Raw genomic sequence first — 19,362 nt, 5'->3', positions numbered from 1 at the left:
CGTCTCAATCATACGAAGGAAATGATTATGTTTAGATGCCTGCTCGTCATCACGCTGCTCACCGCGCCGGGTTTTGCGCGGTCCGAGTCCTCCATTGGCGCGCGCCTCGCTGCGACATGCGCCGCTTGCCATGGCACCGCCGGCGACACCAAAGGAAGCACGCTACCACGCCTCGCCGGCCAATCGCAGCAAGCCCTATCGGCCAACCTGCAAGCCTTCAAAACCGGCAAGCGCCCCTCCACCATCATGACGCAAATCGCCAAGGGCTACACTGACGAACAGATCGAACAACTAGCCGCCTACTTCGCCGCGCAAAAACCGGAGGCCGCCAAATGAAACGCCGCCAATTCATCCAGGCCGCCGGCGCAAGCGCGCTGCTGGCCGGCTGCACCACCATCACCGGCCAGGCCAAACCGCACGTTGTCGTCATCGGCGGCGGCTACGGTGGCGCCACCGCCGCCCGCTACGTGCGTATGTGGAGCGACCACACCATAGCCGTAACGCTGATAGAACCCAACGCCAGCTTCATCTCCTGCCCACTCTCCAACCTCGTACTGGGCGGCTCGCGTCAAATCAGTGACCTGACCATGTCCATCAACGCGCTGGCCGACAAACACGGCGTACGTATCGTGCGCGACACCGTCACCAGCATCAACGCCGACAAACGCACGCTGGCGCTGGCCGGCGGCCAAACGCTATCCTACGACCGCCTGATCGTCTCGCCCGGCGTAGACTTCATGTGGGATCAACTTCCCGGCATGCTCAAATCCGGCGCACAAGACAGCATCCTCCACGCATGGAAAGCCGGCGCGCAAACCACCGCCCTGCGCGCCCAACTGGAAGCCATGCCGGACGGCGGCGTCTATGCCATGACCATCCCGCCCGCGCCATACCGCTGCCCACCCGGCCCGTACGAACGCGCATCGCAGATCGCCTTCTACTTCAGCCGCCACAAGCCTAAATCCAAAGTCCTGATCCTGGACGCCAATGACGACGTGGTCTCCAAAGGCCCGCTGTTCAAGAAAATCTGGAAAGAGCGCTACAGCGGCATCATCGAATACCGCCCATCTTTCCGCACCGCCGACGTGGATGCCCGCACGCGCACCGCCATCTCCGAACTAGGCGACAAAGTGCAAGCCGATGTACTTAACGTGATCCCGCCGCAGCGCGCCGGCAGCATCGCCGTACAAAGCGGCCTGGCCAACGCCAACGCGCGCTGGTGCGCAGTGGACTTCCTCAGCTTTGAATCAACGCAAGCGAAAAACATCCACGTACTAGGCGACGCTATCGCCGTAGCGCCGTTGATGCCCAAATCCGCGCACATGGCCAACCAGCACGCCAAGGTGTGCGCCGCCGCCGTGGTGGATCTGCTGAGCGGACGAGCGCCGTATGACCATCCCATGCTGACCAACACCTGCTACAGCTTCGTCTCCGATCAGGACGTGATCCACGTCGCCTCCGTCCATGCCTACGACGCGGAAAAGAAAACGCTGCTGGTGGTATCGGGCTCCGGCGGCGTGTCATCAGCCGCCAGTGCGCTGGAAGGAGAGTACGCGATGAACTGGGCCCGCAACATCTGGGCCGACACGCTGGGTTAGCGGTAGCGCGCCATGATCTGATCGATGCTGCCATCCTTCATCAGCGCATCGATCGCCTTGCTGACCTCATCGAACGGAATCGCAGATTTTTGCGAGAACGCGCACTGCGCCTTGTACGACGAGAACACCAAGTCCGCCCGTACCTTCAGGCCCGGATTCAAGCGGTGCTGATAATTAAGCGTGGCCTCGCTAATCATCGTGTAAGGAACCTTACCGGCCACCATCTGCTGGATATTCTTCTCCATATTGGCCGCATCCACGCGCTTGAAGCGCTTGCCCAGCACCAGCTCCACGCGCGGATAGCGGTAGCTGACCACCGTACCCACCGGCTTGTCCTTCAAATCCTTGAGTGAGCGCAGGTGCGGCGCATCGCTGCGGGCGGCGATCATCTCGGCGTCCGGCAGTAGGGGTGGGCTCCAGTTGTAATCGCCGTCGATCCAGAACGGCAGCAGGTAGCACATGCCGTCCGCGCGGCCGCTGCTGAGTGCCGGCGTGACCTCCGGCGAATCGGCGTTGATGTAGACCGCGCGCCGACCGAGGCGCTGGGCCAAGGCATCGCCGACATCCTTCACGATGCCGCCGCTGATGGCGCCATTTTGAAAACGCACAATCGGCATCGCCTGATCGAGCGGCGCCAGCATCACCAGCTCGCCGGGCCCGGCGAACGCGCAAGTGGCCGTCAGGCAGAAGGCGTATGGCAGATGGCGGAGGAAGGGGCGCATGGCCCATTATAGCTGGAGCACGATAGCGGCAATCTATGCGGTGCACCACAGATACGTTCCGATCAGCTTGCCTCACGGCAAACGGGCGCTGGCCTCGGCGCAGACACCTTAGACTGGAACGCGTCTTTCAAAAGGAGATCATCATGACACACACTCTGACGGCTGTATTTGAAACCCGCGCCGAAGCCAACTTTGCCAGCGACGAGTTGGTCAACAGTGGCTACGATCGCGATAGCATCCAAATACTCGATTCGGGCAGCGTTGCCGGCACCGCGCGTATCAACGACGACGCCTCCATTCTAGGCAATATCAAGCAAATGTTCAGCCAACTGATAGGGCCAGACCACGCCGACCGCCACGTCTACGCCGAAGCGCTGAACCGCGGCCACACTGTGCTGGCGGTGGACACCGCTACGCTGGAAGAAGCGGAACGCGCCGCCGACATCATCGAAGACTTCAATCCGATCGACATCGACGAACACGAAACCATGTGGCGCGCCAGCGGCTGGGGAGCGGACGTGCTGCAAAGCGGCCGAGGTGCAGCGCAGACCAGCGTCGGCGCACAGCAGATCGCACCCGAGCAGCATGGCATCCGCCAGCGCGAAGACGCCGTGGTGTTTGCGCGCGTCGAGCAGGTGGCCACGCCGGGCGCCCAGCAGCGCGGCGATGTGGCCGGTATTCCACCTGCCGCAGCGGAAGCCGTGGCCGATATCCAGAGCACCGTCCAGCGCAGCGGCATGCGCATCTATCCGCGCAATGAGCCCAATCAGGATACGCTCAACATCCTGCGCGGGAACGAGGAAGCGGAGGACGACTACTTCCGCTCGCACTGGGAAAAAACCTACACCGGTGGCACTTACCAGGAATACGATCCGGCCTACCGCTATGGCGAATCTATGGCGGGCAACCCCGGCTACAAGGATAAGCCCTTCGGCGAAGTGGAATCCGAACTGCGCGTTACCTGGCAAGAACGCCACCCGCAATCGAGCTGGGATAAGTTCAAGGAAGCAGTGAGGCATGGATGGGCGCGCATTGCAAAATAGCTGAATGAGGAATGCTGATGCTTAAGAATGGTATGCGTCCGGTACATCCGGGAGAAATTTTGTTTGAGGATTACATTAAGCCGAGCGGAGTTAGCTTGTCTGCCGTCGCTCTTGCTTTGGATATGCCTCATTCTGAGTTAGTTGCGCTTATTGAGGGCCGAGCTAAATTCACCGCCGATATCGCATTACGGTTGGAGCGCTATTGGGGGAGCGAGGCTAACGGATGGTTGGCTCTCCAAGTAACATATGATCTTCGGATTGCTGAGGGGTAGTCGCGGCTGTATTGAAGGCAGTGTGTAGTGCAGGCATAGCCTCTGAGATGAGTGCGCTATAGGGAGGGCCCTAGAAGTAAATGCCGCATAAAGAATTACCAGATGCGTAATTGTGCGGCACCATGTGCCTTATAGTTATACCTCTCGGTAAAGGAGTGCTTGAGCGCTTCACCGGTAAAGAGGTATTGAGTCGCATCCCTCTGGGCGGTCCATTGCACGACGTAACCGTTGGCGCCGCTCATGTTTCCATGCTAAAGCAACCCTCACTAACTCTGGATCTAAGAAGTCCGTTTCTCCTAAGCGTTGCGCAGCTGAGCTGCCGAATGCTCGCATCATACTTCGCACTCGTTGTATTTTTTCCGGTGACTCAATATCGCAACGACGCTGTTGGTAGCGCATGATATTCCTCCTAATGCGTTCTTGAAGAGGGCAGCCCCTCTCACGTGCTGTCTAGTTCGTTAGACCTTACTTATTCAAGTTAGTTCCGCAGTAGAGGCAGTGCACTTGCTGACAATCTCGCGACTGAGTCGTCTAGTTTGTTCAGCAAATTGACGTGATAGCAAAGATTTCGCGTGTGCTAACATGCTGGACACTTAAAGTCCACTGCAGGGCTTTTTTCATAGAAATTACTGTCCAGATATACAGTGGCGTCTTATAATTGCGAGATAGATTTTTTTTACACAATTCATGGCCATACAACCTGAGATCACGCTTGACTTAGATGCGCTCAAACCCTTCGGTTTTTACGAGTTCTTCGCTGGAGGTGGCATGGCTCGATTGGGCCTAGGCGCTGCTTGGTCATGTTTATTTGCGAACGATTTTGATGCTAAAAAGGTCGCTGCCTACACAGCGAATTTTGCTCCAGCCGATGAGCTACATCACGGCGATGTTACAAAGGTAACGACAGAGCAATTACCTAAACACGCTACGCTTGCTTGGGCTTCGTTTCCTTGCCAAGACTTGAGTCTGGCTGGTAACGGTAAAGGCTTGGCTGGCGAACGCTCTGGTGTATTTTGGGCATTTTTTAAGTTGATGCAGCAGCTCAAAAAAGAAGACCGCCGCCCTCCAATTATTGCACTCGAAAACGTCTCAGGTCTTCTTACCTCTCATAACGGTCAGGACTTGACTAGCCTTATCGGTGCGTTATCCGATGAGGGTTATCGAGTAGGCCTTGTCGCTGTCGATGGCGCGCTTTTTGTTGCCCAGTCTCGCCCACGTGTATTTGTAGTAGCGGTTGCACGCGGGGTTGCTATACCTAAAGGGTTGGTTGCAAAGGTCCCAAACCCTGTGTGGCATCCGCAGTCACTGCAAGATGTTGTGGACGCACTGTCACCTGAAGTGCGCCGTAATTGGTTGTGGTGGAAATTACCTCTGCCGAAAACTGAAGCTCCTCACCTCATCGATATCATCGAACGTGAACCGAAAGGTGTTCAATGGCATACGTCTCAGGAGACGAAGAAATTGTTGTCGATGATGACCCCAGGTAATTTGGCCAAGGTAGAAGACGCTAAGAAGTCTGGCCTGTTCCAAGTTGGTACTGTGTATCGGCGCACTCGAAATAATGTTCAACGTGCTGAGGTACGATTCGACGGTGTAAGTGGCTGCCTCCGTACACCATCAGGAGGATCGAGTCGCCAGATTGTAATGATTGTAGAGGGTAACAAAGTGCGCTCGCGACTCATTTCCCCACGGGAGACGGCGCGTTTAATGGGCTTGCCTGAGTCGTACGTTTTACCTGAGCGTTATAACGATACTTATCATTTGACAGGGGACGGGGTGGTTGTCCCTGCTGTCGCATGGATTGAGAAAAACATCATTCGATTACTTGCATTGTCGGCCCAAAAAACAATCAAGAAGCCGCAAGCAATCGAGGAAGTGGCGCATGGCTAATTACCCAATCATCCCGTGCAAAGAAACAGATGGCTGGAAAGATGTAGTTGCTGCTTACGCGGATGCGTTGCAAGCCGCTGCGCATACCGTTGGTAATCACGGTATGAATGAAGAGGAATTCTTGGAGTCAGGGTTGTTTAAGAGTGCGGTTGAGCGTTTGCGTGGACAAAGCGCTGCCTCAATGGGCGTCAAGAAACTGTTTATCTCCAACGTTTTAGACGTTCTGAGAGATCAAGGGCGTGTCGTTTCGTGGCAGTTCGCAGGAGCAGGTGATCGCCATGACTATGAGGTCGCGCTCCCTGATGGACGAATTTGCTGCATTGAAGCGAAAGGATGTTTAGACGGAAATAACACCAACATCTTCAAGCGCCCGGCAAATGCTGATGAGTTTATTATTTGGTCGTTGTGCCAGAATCCTGGGGCGAATCCGCGTCACAACGCTTGGAGTGGAATACACACACGACTGAGTGCAGAAATTATAGCTCGTCGTGAGCGTGTAGATGGTCTTGTCATTTGGGATATGTTGTGTGGTACTGCTGCGCGGCCGTGTCCAAAAGTGATAAATGACCCGACACGAGTAACTGAGGTTGGTGGTAAAAATTTACCTCCACCATGCATCTACTTGTTTCCTCGCAGTATTCCTGACGCCAGGAATAACCCTAAGCCTAGACCTTGGGGATTAAAAGATGTTCATTTCCTTGATATCCTTGCTCAGGCATTCCCAGTGCCTGAGAATGAGGCTATCAGTGTGGAGATTGAAGCACGTATGGAGGGGGTAGATGTGCAGCGATTGACCCGCTACAGAAACGGCGCTAATGTTCTTCACGAATCTAAATGGACAACTGTTCGTCGCGCCAACTGAAATGGATGTATTGACGCCAGAGCAGCGGCGTAAAACTATGGCCGCTGTGAAGAGTCGGGACACAAAGCCAGAGCTTACAGTGCGCCGGCTCTTGCATGCGGCTGGCTATCGCTTTAGGTTACATCGAAAAGACCTCCCCGGTAAGCCAGATATAGTACTGCCGAAGTTTAGAACGGTGGTTTTCGTGCACGGCTGCTTCTGGCACCAACATGTGAGTTGTAAAGCAGCCGCAAGGCCAACCTCAAAGCAAGACTACTGGCAAGCGAAACTGGATCGCAATATTGAGCGTGATATTGCGAATCAAAACAAGCTCCTTGAGTTGGGCTGGAAAGTGCTTGTCCTTTGGGAATGCGAAATCAAATCGCCTGATGCCATACTTAAACGCGTAGAGGAAGTTTGTTCCCTTGTGTAGGACGTACTCCTAGTGCATTTTAGGTGTCCCATTTTTTAATTGCCCATTCCAAATGCAAGTTCAGCGCGACGCGGTTAGGCTGATGTTCTTTAGCCCGAGGGGGACGTATAACAGTATTAGCAAAACTGCCGTACATACTGCCTAGTAGCGTAGGTCTTATCAAAACTGTCATCGAGGCTGCGCGAATTGTGATGAGGCCTAAGTCGTAAAGCGTGTGTAGGTCAGATCGCAGAGGCAGACCGTTAGTGACGATGTTCGTTTGCTGGCCGAGGTACGGATATATGTGGGCCGCTTCGATAGCTTCTACAACATCACAGCCAGTAATAGCGCAACTATTGTTATACGCAGATAAAACATCATTACGAAATTTCTTCTGTCCCTGGCGGCGAACAATAGCGGTCTGAATTCGCAAGCGAGCATCTTCTATGTTTTCTGGATCAAAAGAGTCGAGTTGTAGCTCTTCCCTATTATCTAATGAAACTCTTGACGTAGAGCTAACATCACCGGATGGTGCGCCCTCTAGCAGAAAATACCCATTTTCCCATTGCTTCACGAGTGCGAGACCAAGAACTTTGTAACGCGAACTTGGTTTGTCTTTTACCTTCCGCACCACGCCAATAGGAATCGCATCACGCTGACAAGCAAGCAGCGCGATGTTTGTATACATACTGTCACGTTTTAGCGGATCTGCCTGTTCTTGAAAATATTGAAAAATCCACGATCCGTCTGAATTAACGATCGGCTCTCGATCGGCATAAGGTCCGTTAAGCGATTGACGAATACTTAGTGCGTATTCTGAACCAGCTGGCTTATGGATTCCCTTTGCTTTGTTCACTAAAAACATACCGCTAGACATTTGAGCTGGCCATGAAACTTCGAGACCCTGATGTTCATCAAACCAACGTAGTGCTTCTACGTGATCTGGGGGAAGGGCTCGTACTTGTGGCAACGAGAGTAATGACATTGGCTTGATATAATTATCTAGAAAGCAATTCTTCTCAGCAATATACAATATTTTAGGCGTTATAAGTGTTAATTGTTTCAATTAAATTTAACAATTGGTGGGCAACAAGCCTCGAAATTTGATGAAGCAGAAAAATAAAGTTGAGTTGAATGTAATGACCCAGGGAAATCTGCTCAACTTACCCGGCTAATGCAAAAGTAGCCGCCAGGGTTTGCATCCGTAGCGCCTGGTGTGGACGCTTGTGGTTGTAAAACTGAATTCAGTCGCCGATCACGCGGCTGGTGTGCTGCAAAGTCTCGAAACGATGCCGGTGCGTGCATTGTTTCTTCAAAGTGCGGATTACCCGCTCCACCATGCCATTTTGCTGCGGGAAGTGCGGCTTGATGAACTCCTGCTTGAGGCCATATCCACGTACCAAGACAGTGAAGTTGCGGGTGGTGAAAACCAGGCTGTTGTCACTGCGCAGCATTAACGGCACCGGCACACAGTCCAGCGTGCCAAGCGGGCAATCATTCGAAAAATGGTCATTTGAAACACACCTCTGAACCAGAGGTTACTAGTATGTTGTATTTCTTGGTGGTAATTGGTATTATTAGAATAAATTTATGCAATAAGTATGCTGCTACTGAAAGGAAATAGGGGTAGCGTCAAACATCGAGGTAGCAACGTGGTTGTTAATGCTTCCCTAGTCGCCGAATTGCTGAACGTGGCGCTGCCCCTCACGTTGTCGCAGACCCCGCACTTCGAAAATAGCAGCTCGCTCGATGTTGAGGCATAACGCGAAGCGGGATTCGTAGAATGACGAACGTAAACGATAGACCGCCCCAACCGCGAATTGTAATCAATATCGATGAGTGGGAATCGATGTTGGTGCGACACTTTTTTGCCGTCGGGCCAAGCGGCGACGCTAGCGACATTCGCACCCTTGAGGTAAGTCCGCTGACTTTGGCGTTAGCCTGCGGCACGGATGCCATTTCCCCTGAGCAAGCCGAGAATGCCTTCCGCAGCGCCTTGCTGCGTGATCAATGCTATTTGTGGTCTGCATTGAAACGGGGTTCTAGCCGGTTTCCAAGCAAAGATGTGCCCAATTGCTTCGCCCCGTTGGCGATGACATTGCTGATTGATAGCCTGCTAGACGGCGATGGGTACGAAAACAACCAGTTTCGCGCCAAACTCGCCAGTTGGCTTGGCGTCGATCGTAACTTCAATGATCTTGCTGGCGTAAAGCTCATGTGGGAAGAACTGGCGGACTGGCTGGACGAGCAGGCCTCGGAGGGGCGCTCGTTTAGGCGGCTGGTGCTGCCAGAGCATCCTATGAATTGGGTGCACATCGGTTACACGCGGCGTCTGTCGTTTCCTAATCGCGCCGATGTCAGGGCCGTGGAGCGGGCGCTTCAATCTACTCCGCAACAAGACCTGGCCAATCCAACGGCGGTCATCAATGCGTTCTGGAATTGCCCGCATCGAATCCACATGTCGACGGGCTTAACCGACGCGTTCAAAGATTTTGAGCAAGCCTACTATTCACAGAGAAGAGCGCTTGCTGATCATCGTTTCTGGATCCTGATCAATAAAGTTCGCGCGGCGGCCAGCCCGAAGGTCACACCGTACGCGCAGCTGGAGATCGCGCTTAATCTTGACGATGAACGAGAATTTCGCGTTGTGGAAGGCGTCGACGGGCCCCGTCTATACCAAACCTTGGGGGGGGCACTGGCCGATCAATCGATTCGTACCAGCGCAAGCCTTGGAGCAAGCGTGTCCAGGGGGGTGCTGTTTTTCACACAGATGGGTATGGGACGCTGGATTGCTGAGCCGGCCTTTACCAATTGTCGAGGGCGGGTACTGGTCGCTTTCCATGACAAGACGGCGGCGCGTATTGCACATTGCTTGGGAAAAGTTGTTCGATATGATGATTGGCGTTTGAGCGTTGATCCCGTCAACGTGGGCCAGCTTGCCGCTGAGTTCGCTAGTTGCGGACTTGGACTAAATGACGTCGGTTTGTTTCGCCCAGCCGCATCCGACGGCGTCAGGGTCAACGGTACTTGGTTGGGACTGCCGGGATTTCTGCCGCTGATCGCATCAGACACTCCTAACTTGCGCATCATCGCCGACTCTGGCGTAGAAGGGCTGCGGCTAACGATGGCGGATGGTTTTCGGCTCGCTGCCGAACGTCCGGTGACCGGGTCCTGTGTGATTGAACCGAAGCCTGCTGCGAGCGAACGCGGCCCACATTGGCGCTTAAAGCTGCAGTTCGTCGATCGCGCCGCGCCACACTATGACCTGGCCGGCGCGCGCCGGCGTCAGCCGTTGCTTACCGACTGGAGTGCAGGAAACGGCGAGCGTGCAGCGTACGCGGTACCCAAGGCGATCGCATGGGGACGCGCCGACGATGCGCTGGAATGGCTGCTGGAAGCGATTTATGCCAGCGGAGGGAGCGGCTGGGATGAATGTGATCTGGTGGACTTGTTGAGGTGCGCTGATGCGGAAACGGCAGCGGCGCCGTGGCGCACGCTCAAGATGCTGCAAGATGGCGGCGTGATCGAGCCCCGCCTGCGGCAAGGGTGGAAGGGCAAAGTGTGGACCTTAGCTGCGCCGCGGATCGTCTCCCTCGACAGCGCGACAGGCCCACTTGCACTTGCGGAAGGCGCGTTCTGCGCGCAGTTGCAGGAGGCCTTCGCTGTAGCCGCCAAAGGTATGGGCGCGATGCCGTTTAGGCTGCCTGGCGCTGCTCGCTGGTCCGTGCCGGTGATGGGGGCAGTCGGTGCCGATCCAGAAAAACTGGCCCGCGTACTGCAATGGGAGTGCTTGGCCGATCCTGATGCTCCGCTGAATGTCCCGTTGGCGTTGACTATCACTGAGCGGCAGGCGGAACACTATCTCGCCGCTGCCGTATGGTGTTGGCGCAGTCAGCGTTTCGTTAAAGCGGGCGCGAACCAGGGTACAGTTCGGTTGACCTTGCTGGCGCATCCTGCCGGTACCGACCATGATGTGTACAGAGTCGAGGCAAAAGGCACGCGCACTCACTTTTTATCTCGCTGTGCGGCGATCGTCGCCGCCTACGCCATTGCTGCCGTTCCTTTATTCGTGTTCGATGGGCAGCGTCTTATTTCGATGGGACGAGACGGGACGCTTCCCGACGCCATATGCGCTGCCTTGCGCAGACGACGAATCGAGAATGGTGGCTTTACCGACAACGAATACGCTTATCCAGCGACGGCCGAAGACGCGCGCTGGATCGCTGGATTGTTGCCGAGATGCGTTGCCGGACTTCACGCCGGTACTGAGCTTGTCCCCGGCGTTGCGCTGTCTCGGGCACGCCGCTCTAACGGTGCGTTGCGCTCGCAGTGGATAGATGGACTATTGATTCTTTAGCGCGAGGAAAGCGAAACACAACGATGGGATCGAATTTAGCTTGGTATGCTGGGCACTGCATTAAGCGCGCTGAGCACGACAAACCGGCGTTGCTTGAAGCAGCCGCACAGCAAGTAGACGGCGTATGGAAGCCGATTGCGAATCGCGAATCGTTATTCAAACATATTGACCGCCTGGAATTGCGGACTGCCGACGCACGTCAGGTGCGCGCGGGCGAGTGGTTCGCATTTACTATGATCCCTATAGGTCCTGGAGGGAAAACATGGAAGGCCCCGCAGCATCGACGTCTGTACTGGTATGTCGATCTTTCTGCGGATGGCGGACAAGAGCGCGTGCATCGACGCTTGTTGGCGGAAGGCCTTAACACGCATCAACCGAGTGGCGTATGGATTATCCGGTGCAAGGACGATGAAGTGCTTGTAGTCGATTTGAAGCAACAGGACGGAACCGCTTATTTGGCCTGTGGTACCAGCAAAGTGCCGGCGCATCGTTTCAATCCTGCATCTGTGGCAGCGCTGCCGACCGTAAACGGCGAGATCCAGCTCTACGATTTGAACGACGCGGCGGTGCAGGCCACGTATGACTGGACTAGCGACGATGCGTTTGCGCTGCGCCTTGCCCGCGCTGCTGCCGCTGCCAGCGATGTGGAGGCAAACAAGTTCATTCCTTGGCTTGAAGCGCTCTCAAAGCAAGGACAAAGGCTGTCTTTAGTCGATCAGTCTGACCTCGCCTTAGCTCACGACTCTATTCGCGCCGGTCGACTGGCGAAGCAGCTCGCGGACGATCAGACGCTGTTGCGTAAATTCATTGACGCGTTCGCGACCGATGAACGTATTGGCGACGTGATCAATGCATACGCAGTGAAAGTGGCGGATCAAGAACGGCAGGCTGTTCGAAACAGAGCCGAGACCACGTTCGCCAAGGAGATCGCTGTGCACCGCGAAAAAAAACTGCGCGAACTAGAAAGCGAAATGCGCAGCATGGAACGCGCAAGGATGGTGGAGCTCGACGCTGATCGTGTACAGCGCTTGAAACAGCTTAGTGAAGATATTGAGCGCCAACGCGTGGCCGAAGAAGAAGTGCTGAACCGTAGCGTTGAAGCGCGCCGCGCCGCTATTGAGTCCAGGGTCCAAGAGCTCGAGAGCCGGCGCGCCACGCTCACAGAGCAGGCGGCGCAACTAGAGGCCGCGAACGAAGAAGCGCAACGCGAATTGGCATCCCTGCTCAGCACCGCCAGCGAAGCGAATGCGGGACTTGAGGCCACGCGTAGCGAAGCTGACGCCGTTCATGTTGCTTTACTGGCGGAGCAGGCGAGTTTGACGACGCTGCAAATGAAATGCCCGGTGCCGTCTGCGCCGGTCTCCGCGCCAACAGTTTCGCCCGTAGGACTGTCGAAAAAGATTGAATCGTCCAAGCTGTTATCGGTGCAGGGCAAAAAACTCATGATGCAATTCGCCGCGCTCGTGCTGGCGGGCGAGGTTCCTGCGCTATGTGGACCTGGTGTCAGCGATTTTCTGGTTGCAGCTGAAACTATGCTTGCAGCAGGTCGCGCCGTCAGGATGGAAGCGGACCCAACCATTATAACATTTGAAGATTTATGGATCCGTCCAGGCGTCGGTTTGTCCACCGCGTTCGGACATGCGCTGCGCAGCGCCGCTGGTGCGGCCAGCCAACCGCGGACAAACCTTGCCGTCATAGAACGTGCGGAACGCTCGGGAGCGCGCTTTTGGTATCCCTCCCTTTTACATGCTGCACAGCGCGGAGACGTGCCTCAACGCTTGCTGATGTGCGTCACTATCGAAAATCCAGAGAGCGAGGAGGCAGCGGCGATCTTCGCTCATGCCGTGCGCCTGGACGTCGATGGGGCGTTAGCTCCTAAGGCGGGAGTTGCCTTCGCCATGGCGAAGGTGGCCGGCATTGCCGAGGAGTTGGACCCGGGACCGGGATGCGCTGACGTCGCGCTGGGGGCAAATGAAGTTCTCGCTCACGCTGACGCGCTGGGCGCGTGCCGAACCTCCCGCGTGCTGCGCGTCCTTGCGCAGGCGCGTCAGATGCATAGCAATGCGCAGGCGACCGAGACTCACGCCAGTGCGCAGGCAGCTGCATTCATCAAACTTTTTATGACCGGCGGTGACGCCGTTGACAACACACTACGGAGCCTGCATCATGCTTGATCCAATCGGCGGTTTTGACCGCATCAAAGACTTCTTCATTTCGTATGTGGAGACCAGTTTCCGCATTTCCGATTCCTCTGCTGCCAAGGCGCGCCGGACGTTGTTAAATGGGCTTGGCGCGTTCACCACCGAGCCTTTTATTGAACCGGTGCTGCGCTATAAGTCTGACGGCGTGAAGTTAGAGGAGTTGGTCCAGATGAATGGAGGCCCGCTTGCGCCGTTGTCTCCAGAGGGCCGCCGCGCCTTTGCCGAACTCGCGCTGTCCGGTCTGTTTGAAGGCAAGCCGAGCCAAGGAGACATCCGCCGCGTCTCCAGTTACGCGCCGTATCGCCATCAAGTCGAGATGCTGGCACGCGGCGTGCGTCCTGGCCGTCCTGGCGTCGTCACATCAGGCACCGGGTCGGGTAAGACGGAAAGCTTTATGTTGCCGGTACTTGCTGCAATCGCGAACGAAGCAGTAGATTGGCAAAAACCTGACGACTCTTATCTCAAAAGCCAGTGGTGGCGCGAGCCCAGCGCCGACTGGGCGTTGATGCGCGCTGGCGAGCGACGGCCTGCAGCAATCCGAGCGTTGGTTTTGTACCCGATGAACGCGTTGGTCGAAGACCAAATGGTGCGCTTGCGCCGCACCTTGGATTCGGAGGACGCGCGTGCTGTCATGACGGAGCGGTTTGCAGGCAACCGCGTGTTCTTCGGTCAGTACACTAGCGCCATTGAAGTGACGGGGCACCAAGCGCATCCAAGGTTGTTCGGCGACACCGATGAAAAAAAGCGGCGTAAACGGCGTGTCGCCAAATTGCGTGCAGTCTTGCAGCGTGCCGACCAAGATCAAATGGCGGCGCGCCTGCATGATGCGCGCGAGACGCAGCGCGTGAAGGAGGAGCGCCGTATCGCTGAACAAGAGGGCCGCGAACCGCCCGCTCATCCCGAAGTCACGCGCTATATCTTTCCAGCGTTGGACGGCGGTGAAATGTTGTCGCGGTGGGACATGCAGGCCACCCCCCCCGATCTCTTGATCACCAACGCGTCGATGCTTGGCGCGATGCTCTCACGCGAGGTCGAAGACCCGATCTTCGAACAAACTCGTAAATGGTTGACGAGCAATGACGACGCCTACTTTTACCTAGTGTTCGATGAGTTGCACCTGGTTCGCGGCTCCGCCGGCACCGAGGTCGCGTTCTTGGCGAAGGCGCTCATTGAAAGGCTCGGGCTGGCTGATCCGAAGCACCGCTATAAGCTTCGCATTTTAGCTTCGTCAGCGTCGATGCCGATGGACGGCGAGGATGGACAACGCTCACGGCAATATTTGCGCGACATGTTTGCGCCGTACGGCACGAGCGGTGCAGCTGGAGATTTGGGAAACAACGCCGCCGATTTTTGGCGTGATTGCGTGGTCGAGGGCGAGCCCAACATCCCGGACTGGAACCGAGGCAAGCTTGACGCCGCACCGTTTGCCGCGCTGTTTAAGGCCGCCCTGGGCGAGCGCGCGGATTTTCTTCCTACACTGACGCGCAGTCCTGAGTTGTCCTCCGCGCTGATGGCGGCCGCGGCTGCTCTTGGCGTGCACGATGCGGACGAGAGCAAGCTCGTCGTTAAAGCGGCGGAGGCCGCGGCGTCGGCCTTGACCAACGCGTGCCGTGAGCAAAATAAAGTACGTGCTGCTTCATCCTCCGCCGTCAGCGCGCGGGTTTTCAAAGAGGGCGCACAGGAACTTGAGGTTGCGCTGCGCGGTTTGATGCTGACGCGTGCTTTGCCCGAATCGAAAATTTGGAAGGGCCGCGTTGCCCTGGACACCCCGGCATTTCGCGTGCACACCTTCATTCGAAATGTTGAAGGCTTATTCGGCGCGCCGACCGCGGCTCCCGGCGGCACGGTGTTTGAAGACCTCACAGTGGAGCGCGGCTTATCGCATGCGGTCCCGCGCGGAGATCAAAAAAAGGGACGAAGACTGTTTGAATTGCTGTATTGCGAAGCTTGCGGCGACTTGTTGATCGGTGGTCAGCGGGGAGAGCGTCGGTTCATGTCCACTTCGACCGAGTTGTTGCCTTCGTCAGGAAATCTGGAAAACCTGCCGGAGCGCGCGGCGAATGATTACTACGACAGGATGACTTTCGACGAGTTCGCAGTGTTTTGGCCGCGCCGCACCACGCCGATGCTTCCAGAATATGACTTTGACGCCTGGGATCCGGCGCATCTTGATCCCCACAGCGGCGTGGCTGTATGCGGGACGGACATCCCGCCAGGTAACATAGGCGGCTATCTATACTTTCAAAAAGACGGAGCGGTCGACGGCGTTCGCCCTGGTAAGAAAACGCAGAATGACCCAAAGCGCGCCAAGACTGCTCAGCCGTTTTGCTGTCCGAAATGCGGTGTGGACTATTCGCGTAGGCCGTCGACCAGCCGCCAGCGCTCGCCGATCCGCGCATTCCGTACCGGTGTCTCGAAAGCGTCTCAACTGGTCGCCACTGAACTGTTCGAGCTGCTACACGCGATTGGCGCTGAGCCTAAGGGCATCTGCTTCTCCGACAGCCGCCAAGATGCCGCCAACCAGGCACTCAACATTGAAACCATGCATCTGCGCGATCTCCGGCGTGAGGTATTGGTGGCTGCGGCGCGCTCTCGGGTTGATAAGCCGGCGGAAGATGAGCTCAGCACAGAGCAATTTCAACAAATGAGCGCGCGCCTGCTACAGGAGGGAGATCTTAATGGACTGGTAGCCCTATCCGCTAGGTATGGGGCACAACAATCTGGCGACCGAAATCGCGTCTCTCGTAAAGTTGCGTTGCGCGATTTGCTAAACGGCACGAATGGCGCGGGCGTCGGCGACATTGTCGCTGAGTTCGTCAAAATGGGCATTCATCCGTTCGATAAAAATGGACGCGAAACATTCAATGATCAACCTTGGCACGCGTTGTTCCGTGAGTCAGACGAAGGGGTTCAGTACGCAAGCAGCTTGACCGGCGCAGACCAAGCGACGCTGACTGCGACGATTCTCAATCAGCAGTATGAACTAACTGACGACGTGATCTTCGCCAACACATTTTTCGCGCTGGAAGAGACCGGGTTGGGCTACCCTTGTTTAGCTGACCTGCCTAACGAAAGCCAAAACGTGATGGACGCCTGGCTGCGCGTGTTCGCCGGAGCTTATCGTGTGGCGGACAATCAGTACGTGAATGACGACAAAGTAAAGGAATGGGTCAACGGTGGTGACATTCCGCCGACAAATCGCGTCAGAAAGCTCGCCAACAAGGCGTTCGTAGCGGACCCCATCGCCGGCTTGTCGGACTTGCTGCAGCGGTTCTCGCAGGCCGGGCACTCGAGCGGATTGTTCCACATCGAAAGCCTGTATTTGAAGGTGGCCGCGAAAGACGATCCCTATTGGCGCTGCCGTAATTGCGAGCGGGTGCATTTGCACACTGGATTCGGCTTGTGCACGCGCTGCGGGGAAGTGCTGGACAAAGAGCACGCCGGACGCGCCGGTGACCTGTGGACCACCAATTTCCTCGGCAAGCGAATTGTTCGCGGCGCAGCGGATGGGGTGCCGCGCTTCCGTCTACGGGTCGAAGAGTTGACAGGACAAACGGAGGACTTTGCCGACAGATTGCGCAGGTTTAAAGGGATCTTCGTCAACGGCGAAAGCGAGACAGAAAAGCGCGCGCATGCCATCGACATGCTATCAGTAACCACTACGATGGAAGTCGGGATTGACATCGGGGCGCTACAAAGCGTGTATCAAGCGAACATGCCGCCGCAGCGCTTCAACTACCAGCAGCGTGTTGGCCGCGCCGGACGGCGCGCGCAAGCGTTCTCATTTGTCGTCACCTTCTGTCGCGGGCGGTCGCATGATGCGTATTACTTTGCACATCCTCACGCCATCACAGGCGATGCACCGCCCCCGCCGTTTTTGGCGGTCGAACATGATCCCATTCCAATGCGGCTGCTTCGCAAAGCCTGGCTGCGCGCTGCGTTCCAAAAATTGCGGAATGACTGCAGCAAGGCTGGCCGGCCCTACCCGGGCGACGATCTGACGCCGCCAGATGTGCACGGCGAGTACGTCACTACACGTGACTATTATCACGATCCAGATCGGAAGTGGGTGGGGCGTTTAAAGGCGGGGCTGGAGGCCACACAGAGCGCGCGCGACGCATTTTTGGACGCTGCCGTCGGGGGCGCTCAGCGCGCCCGCCTACTGACCGAAGCGACAGCAGACAAACTTATTGCAGACATCGAATCTCTGCGCGAACATGCGCCGGACGCCGCCGTTGGACTAGCAAAATTCTTCGCTGAATGGGGGATTCTGCCGATGTATGGCATGCCGACTAGAGTAAGAAATCTGTATTTAGGGCTGCGCGCGGAGCGGGGCGAAAAGTATGAGTACGCGTGGTCGACCATGGACCGCGATCTGGACATGGCCGTGCTTGAGTACGCCCCGGGCAATGTGCTGGTCAAAGACAAGCTGCGGCATAAAGTCGTCGGCTTTACAGGAAACCTCACTGATCCGATTCCTAGCCGTGGTGGCTTGTCCGCCAAAGCTGTATCGAGTTGGTGTGAAAGTCAGTCTTATGTCGCGTTGTGCGCCGCTTGCGGGTCCGCGAAATTTATGGAAGAGTCGCCTGTCGAAGATGCGTCGTGCGACGACTGTGGACAGACGATGTCAATCGACGCCTTTTCTCGCTACGTGACGCCGGCGGCGTTTCGCACAGACTTCAACCCTTCCAGTGACGATGAAACGACTGCGAGGCTTTCGCAGCGCACAGTCGCGACGGTGTTGAAGGAAGGTGTCCCTGTGGATCATGCGAACATGCGGATTTGGCGTGGAGCCGGCGCGACTATTTTGCAGCTGAACGATGGGCCAATGGACGCCGACGGGCAAGCGATGCGCTTCGTTGTTGACGAGGCAGTCGATAATCGCGTTACTGTGCCTGGCGGCACAACCTTGCGTCTCGACAGCCAGCAAGCTATTGAATCTAGCGTACGGCAAAAGAACGCGTTTCGGTGGCCGCTTGCCGACCAAGGTTCATCCAACGTCCAGCTTGGACTTATCGCCCGCAAAGAAACGGACGCGATTTATCTGGAACTGCAGGGGTTTGATGAACGTCTGAATCTGGATCGCGTGGCACGCAAAGGACACAATTCCGATATCGCCGCGCGCGCCGCGGCCATCAGCGCCACACAAATCTTGGTGCAGCGCGCCGCGCTGGAGCTTGACGTAGCACCGGAGGAATTTGACGCGCTTGAGCCCCGGCTGAGAAACGGAAGACCGATGCTCCAAATCGCAGACTCCTTAATCAATGGTTCCGGCTTGTGTCGTCGTCTTGGTGAGCCAAGTGTTCCTGGCGGCCCCGCTTACATCGGGCAAATTGTGGCGGAGATGTTGTCGCGCCACGATGTTTGGCCACTCAAGGACTTTGTTGAAACTCGTTCAGACGCTGTTCATCACCAAGATCAATGCAAGACGTCTTGCTACCGCTGCGTCCAGCGCTTCAGCAACCGCAGCTACCACGGTCTGCTGGATTGGCGCCTTGGCCTGGCGTATTTACGGGCGTTGCACAATCCTAGCTATGGCTGCGGTCTCAATCTCGGCGAAGCGAAATTGCCTGAATTGGCCGGATGGCGCGAGCGCGCGCACGCCCTCGCCGCTGAAGTGGCGTTCATGCGGCCCAGCGCCATGCGTGCCGAGATCCTGCCGCATGCGGGATTGCCATGCATTGTTGAACGCAGCGATAAGGAAACTTGGCGCTATGTGGTGGTGCACCCGCTGTGGAGAAAGGACGGCGACGCACTCAGAAAAATTTTAGGGAGCGACTACCATGAGGGCATGATTGCTGTCGACACCTATAACTTGGAAAGGCGTCCACTGCGCGTGTTGGCCGAATTAAGAGAACGGCGTGCTAACCAAGTACCTTCCGCTTAAGCAGTACCCCTTGCCGCTCGTCCGACCGCAGACGCAAAGACACGCCTGCGGTTGATTAGTAAAACGCCCGCGGAAATGCGGGCGTTTTGAGTCAACTATTTGAAATATTTCTCAACTATTCTGAGAACCTACAGTTGCT

General features: G+C 56.3%; 13 protein-coding genes. 10 read left to right on the top strand and 3 right to left on the bottom strand.

The window, feature by feature from the left end; genetic code table 11:
• Positions 1-27: 27 nt before the first annotated feature.
• Entirely contained in the window at positions 28-336 is a 309-nt protein-coding gene (locus GTP45_RS26690; RefSeq protein WP_229258668.1) for a c-type cytochrome, read from the top strand.
• Positions 333-1,598 (top strand): NAD(P)/FAD-dependent oxidoreductase, encoded by a 1,266-nt coding sequence (locus GTP45_RS26685; protein ID WP_161016866.1) that lies wholly within the window; start codon positions 333-335, stop codon positions 1,596-1,598. Before GTP45_RS26690 ends, GTP45_RS26685 begins: the two co-directional genes overlap by 4 nt.
• Here the strand turns inward: GTP45_RS26685 and GTP45_RS26680 are convergent.
• A complete protein-coding gene (locus GTP45_RS26680; protein WP_161016865.1) occupies positions 1,595-2,320 on the bottom strand; it encodes a substrate-binding periplasmic protein in 726 nt (241 codons plus the stop codon). The genes GTP45_RS26685 and GTP45_RS26680 overlap by 4 nt on opposite strands.
• A 143-nt stretch (positions 2,321-2,463) precedes the next feature.
• On the opposite strand from GTP45_RS26680, the gene GTP45_RS26675 reads away from it, so the two are divergent.
• From GTP45_RS26675 to GTP45_RS26655, 5 genes are all read left to right on the top strand, one after another.
• The gene (locus tag GTP45_RS26675; protein WP_161016864.1) at positions 2,464-3,363 is read left to right on the top strand and encodes a hypothetical protein; all 900 of its coding nucleotides are present in this window, start codon (positions 2,464-2,466) and stop codon (positions 3,361-3,363) included.
• Positions 3,364-3,374: 11 nt separating this feature from the next.
• Positions 3,375-3,635: a HigA family addiction module antitoxin gene (locus tag GTP45_RS26670; protein ID WP_308494630.1), complete on the top strand. Its 261-nt coding sequence runs from the start codon at positions 3,375-3,377 to the stop codon at positions 3,633-3,635.
• 687 nt (positions 3,636-4,322) lie between these two features.
• Positions 4,323-5,525 (top strand): DNA cytosine methyltransferase, encoded by a 1,203-nt coding sequence (locus GTP45_RS26665; protein WP_161016863.1) that lies wholly within the window; start codon positions 4,323-4,325, stop codon positions 5,523-5,525.
• The gene (locus tag GTP45_RS26660) at positions 5,518-6,387 is read left to right on the top strand and encodes a hypothetical protein (RefSeq protein ID WP_161016862.1); all 870 of its coding nucleotides are present in this window, start codon (positions 5,518-5,520) and stop codon (positions 6,385-6,387) included. Before GTP45_RS26665 ends, GTP45_RS26660 begins: the two co-directional genes overlap by 8 nt.
• A complete protein-coding gene (locus GTP45_RS26655; RefSeq protein WP_308494629.1) occupies positions 6,341-6,799 on the top strand; it encodes a very short patch repair endonuclease in 459 nt (152 codons plus the stop codon). Before GTP45_RS26660 ends, GTP45_RS26655 begins: the two co-directional genes overlap by 47 nt.
• 19 nt (positions 6,800-6,818) lie before the next feature.
• Here the strand turns inward: GTP45_RS26655 and GTP45_RS26650 are convergent, their stop codons facing one another.
• Both GTP45_RS26650 and GTP45_RS26645 read right to left on the bottom strand, forming a co-directional pair.
• Positions 6,819-7,844: an HNH endonuclease gene (locus GTP45_RS26650; protein ID WP_229258667.1), complete on the bottom strand. Its 1,026-nt coding sequence runs from the start codon at positions 7,842-7,844 to the stop codon at positions 6,819-6,821.
• 178 nt (positions 7,845-8,022) lie between these two features.
• On the bottom strand, positions 8,023-8,232 hold the full coding sequence (locus GTP45_RS26645; protein WP_229258666.1) for an integrase core domain-containing protein: 210 nt from the start codon (positions 8,230-8,232) through the stop codon (positions 8,023-8,025).
• A gap of 329 nt (positions 8,233-8,561) precedes the next feature.
• Here GTP45_RS26645 and GTP45_RS26640 point away from each other — a divergent pair, with 329 nt between their 5' ends.
• The 3 genes from GTP45_RS26640 to GTP45_RS26630 are packed head-to-tail and all read left to right on the top strand — an operon-like array spanning position 8,562 to position 19,223.
• Positions 8,562-11,135, top strand: a complete 2,574-nt coding sequence (locus GTP45_RS26640; RefSeq protein WP_161016861.1) for a hypothetical protein — start codon at positions 8,562-8,564, stop codon at positions 11,133-11,135.
• Positions 11,136-11,158: 23 nt separating this feature from the next.
• Positions 11,159-13,309 (top strand): hypothetical protein, encoded by a 2,151-nt coding sequence (locus GTP45_RS26635; protein WP_161016860.1) that lies wholly within the window; start codon positions 11,159-11,161, stop codon positions 13,307-13,309.
• On the top strand, positions 13,302-19,223 hold the full coding sequence (locus GTP45_RS26630) for a DEAD/DEAH box helicase (RefSeq protein ID WP_161016859.1): 5,922 nt from the start codon (positions 13,302-13,304) through the stop codon (positions 19,221-19,223). Before GTP45_RS26635 ends, GTP45_RS26630 begins: the two co-directional genes overlap by 8 nt.
• Positions 19,224-19,362 lie beyond the last annotated feature (139 nt).

It is taken from the genome of Duganella rivi, from assembly GCF_009857435.1.
Lineage (GTDB): Bacteria > Pseudomonadota > Gammaproteobacteria > Burkholderiales > Burkholderiaceae_D > Rugamonas > Rugamonas rivi.
Note: the sequence above shows the minus strand (reverse complement) of the source record. Positions and strands in the feature narration are given on the sequence as shown.

Excerpts from the sequence above, each read along its gene's own strand:
- GTP45_RS26690 (WP_229258668.1), top strand. The coding sequence starts at position 28 with ATGTTTAGATGCCTGCTCGTCATCACGCTGCTCACCGCGCCGGGTTTT.
- GTP45_RS26685 (WP_161016866.1), top strand. The coding sequence starts at position 333 with ATGAAACGCCGCCAATTCATCCAGGCCGCCGGCGCAAGCGCGCTGCTG.
- GTP45_RS26680 (WP_161016865.1), bottom strand. The coding sequence starts at position 2,320 with ATGCGCCCCTTCCTCCGCCATCTGCCATACGCCTTCTGCCTGACGGCC.
- GTP45_RS26675 (WP_161016864.1), top strand. The coding sequence starts at position 2,464 with ATGACACACACTCTGACGGCTGTATTTGAAACCCGCGCCGAAGCCAAC.
- GTP45_RS26670 (WP_308494630.1), top strand. The coding sequence starts at position 3,375 with ATGCTGATGCTTAAGAATGGTATGCGTCCGGTACATCCGGGAGAAATT.
- GTP45_RS26665 (WP_161016863.1), top strand. The coding sequence starts at position 4,323 with ATGGCCATACAACCTGAGATCACGCTTGACTTAGATGCGCTCAAACCC.
- GTP45_RS26660 (WP_161016862.1), top strand. The coding sequence starts at position 5,518 with ATGGCTAATTACCCAATCATCCCGTGCAAAGAAACAGATGGCTGGAAA.
- GTP45_RS26655 (WP_308494629.1), top strand. The coding sequence starts at position 6,341 with ATGTTCTTCACGAATCTAAATGGACAACTGTTCGTCGCGCCAACTGAA.
- GTP45_RS26645 (WP_229258666.1), bottom strand. The coding sequence starts at position 8,232 with ATGCTGCGCAGTGACAACAGCCTGGTTTTCACCACCCGCAACTTCACT.
- GTP45_RS26640 (WP_161016861.1), top strand. The coding sequence starts at position 8,562 with ATGACGAACGTAAACGATAGACCGCCCCAACCGCGAATTGTAATCAAT.
- GTP45_RS26635 (WP_161016860.1), top strand. The coding sequence starts at position 11,159 with ATGGGATCGAATTTAGCTTGGTATGCTGGGCACTGCATTAAGCGCGCT.
- GTP45_RS26630 (WP_161016859.1), top strand. The coding sequence starts at position 13,302 with ATGCTTGATCCAATCGGCGGTTTTGACCGCATCAAAGACTTCTTCATT.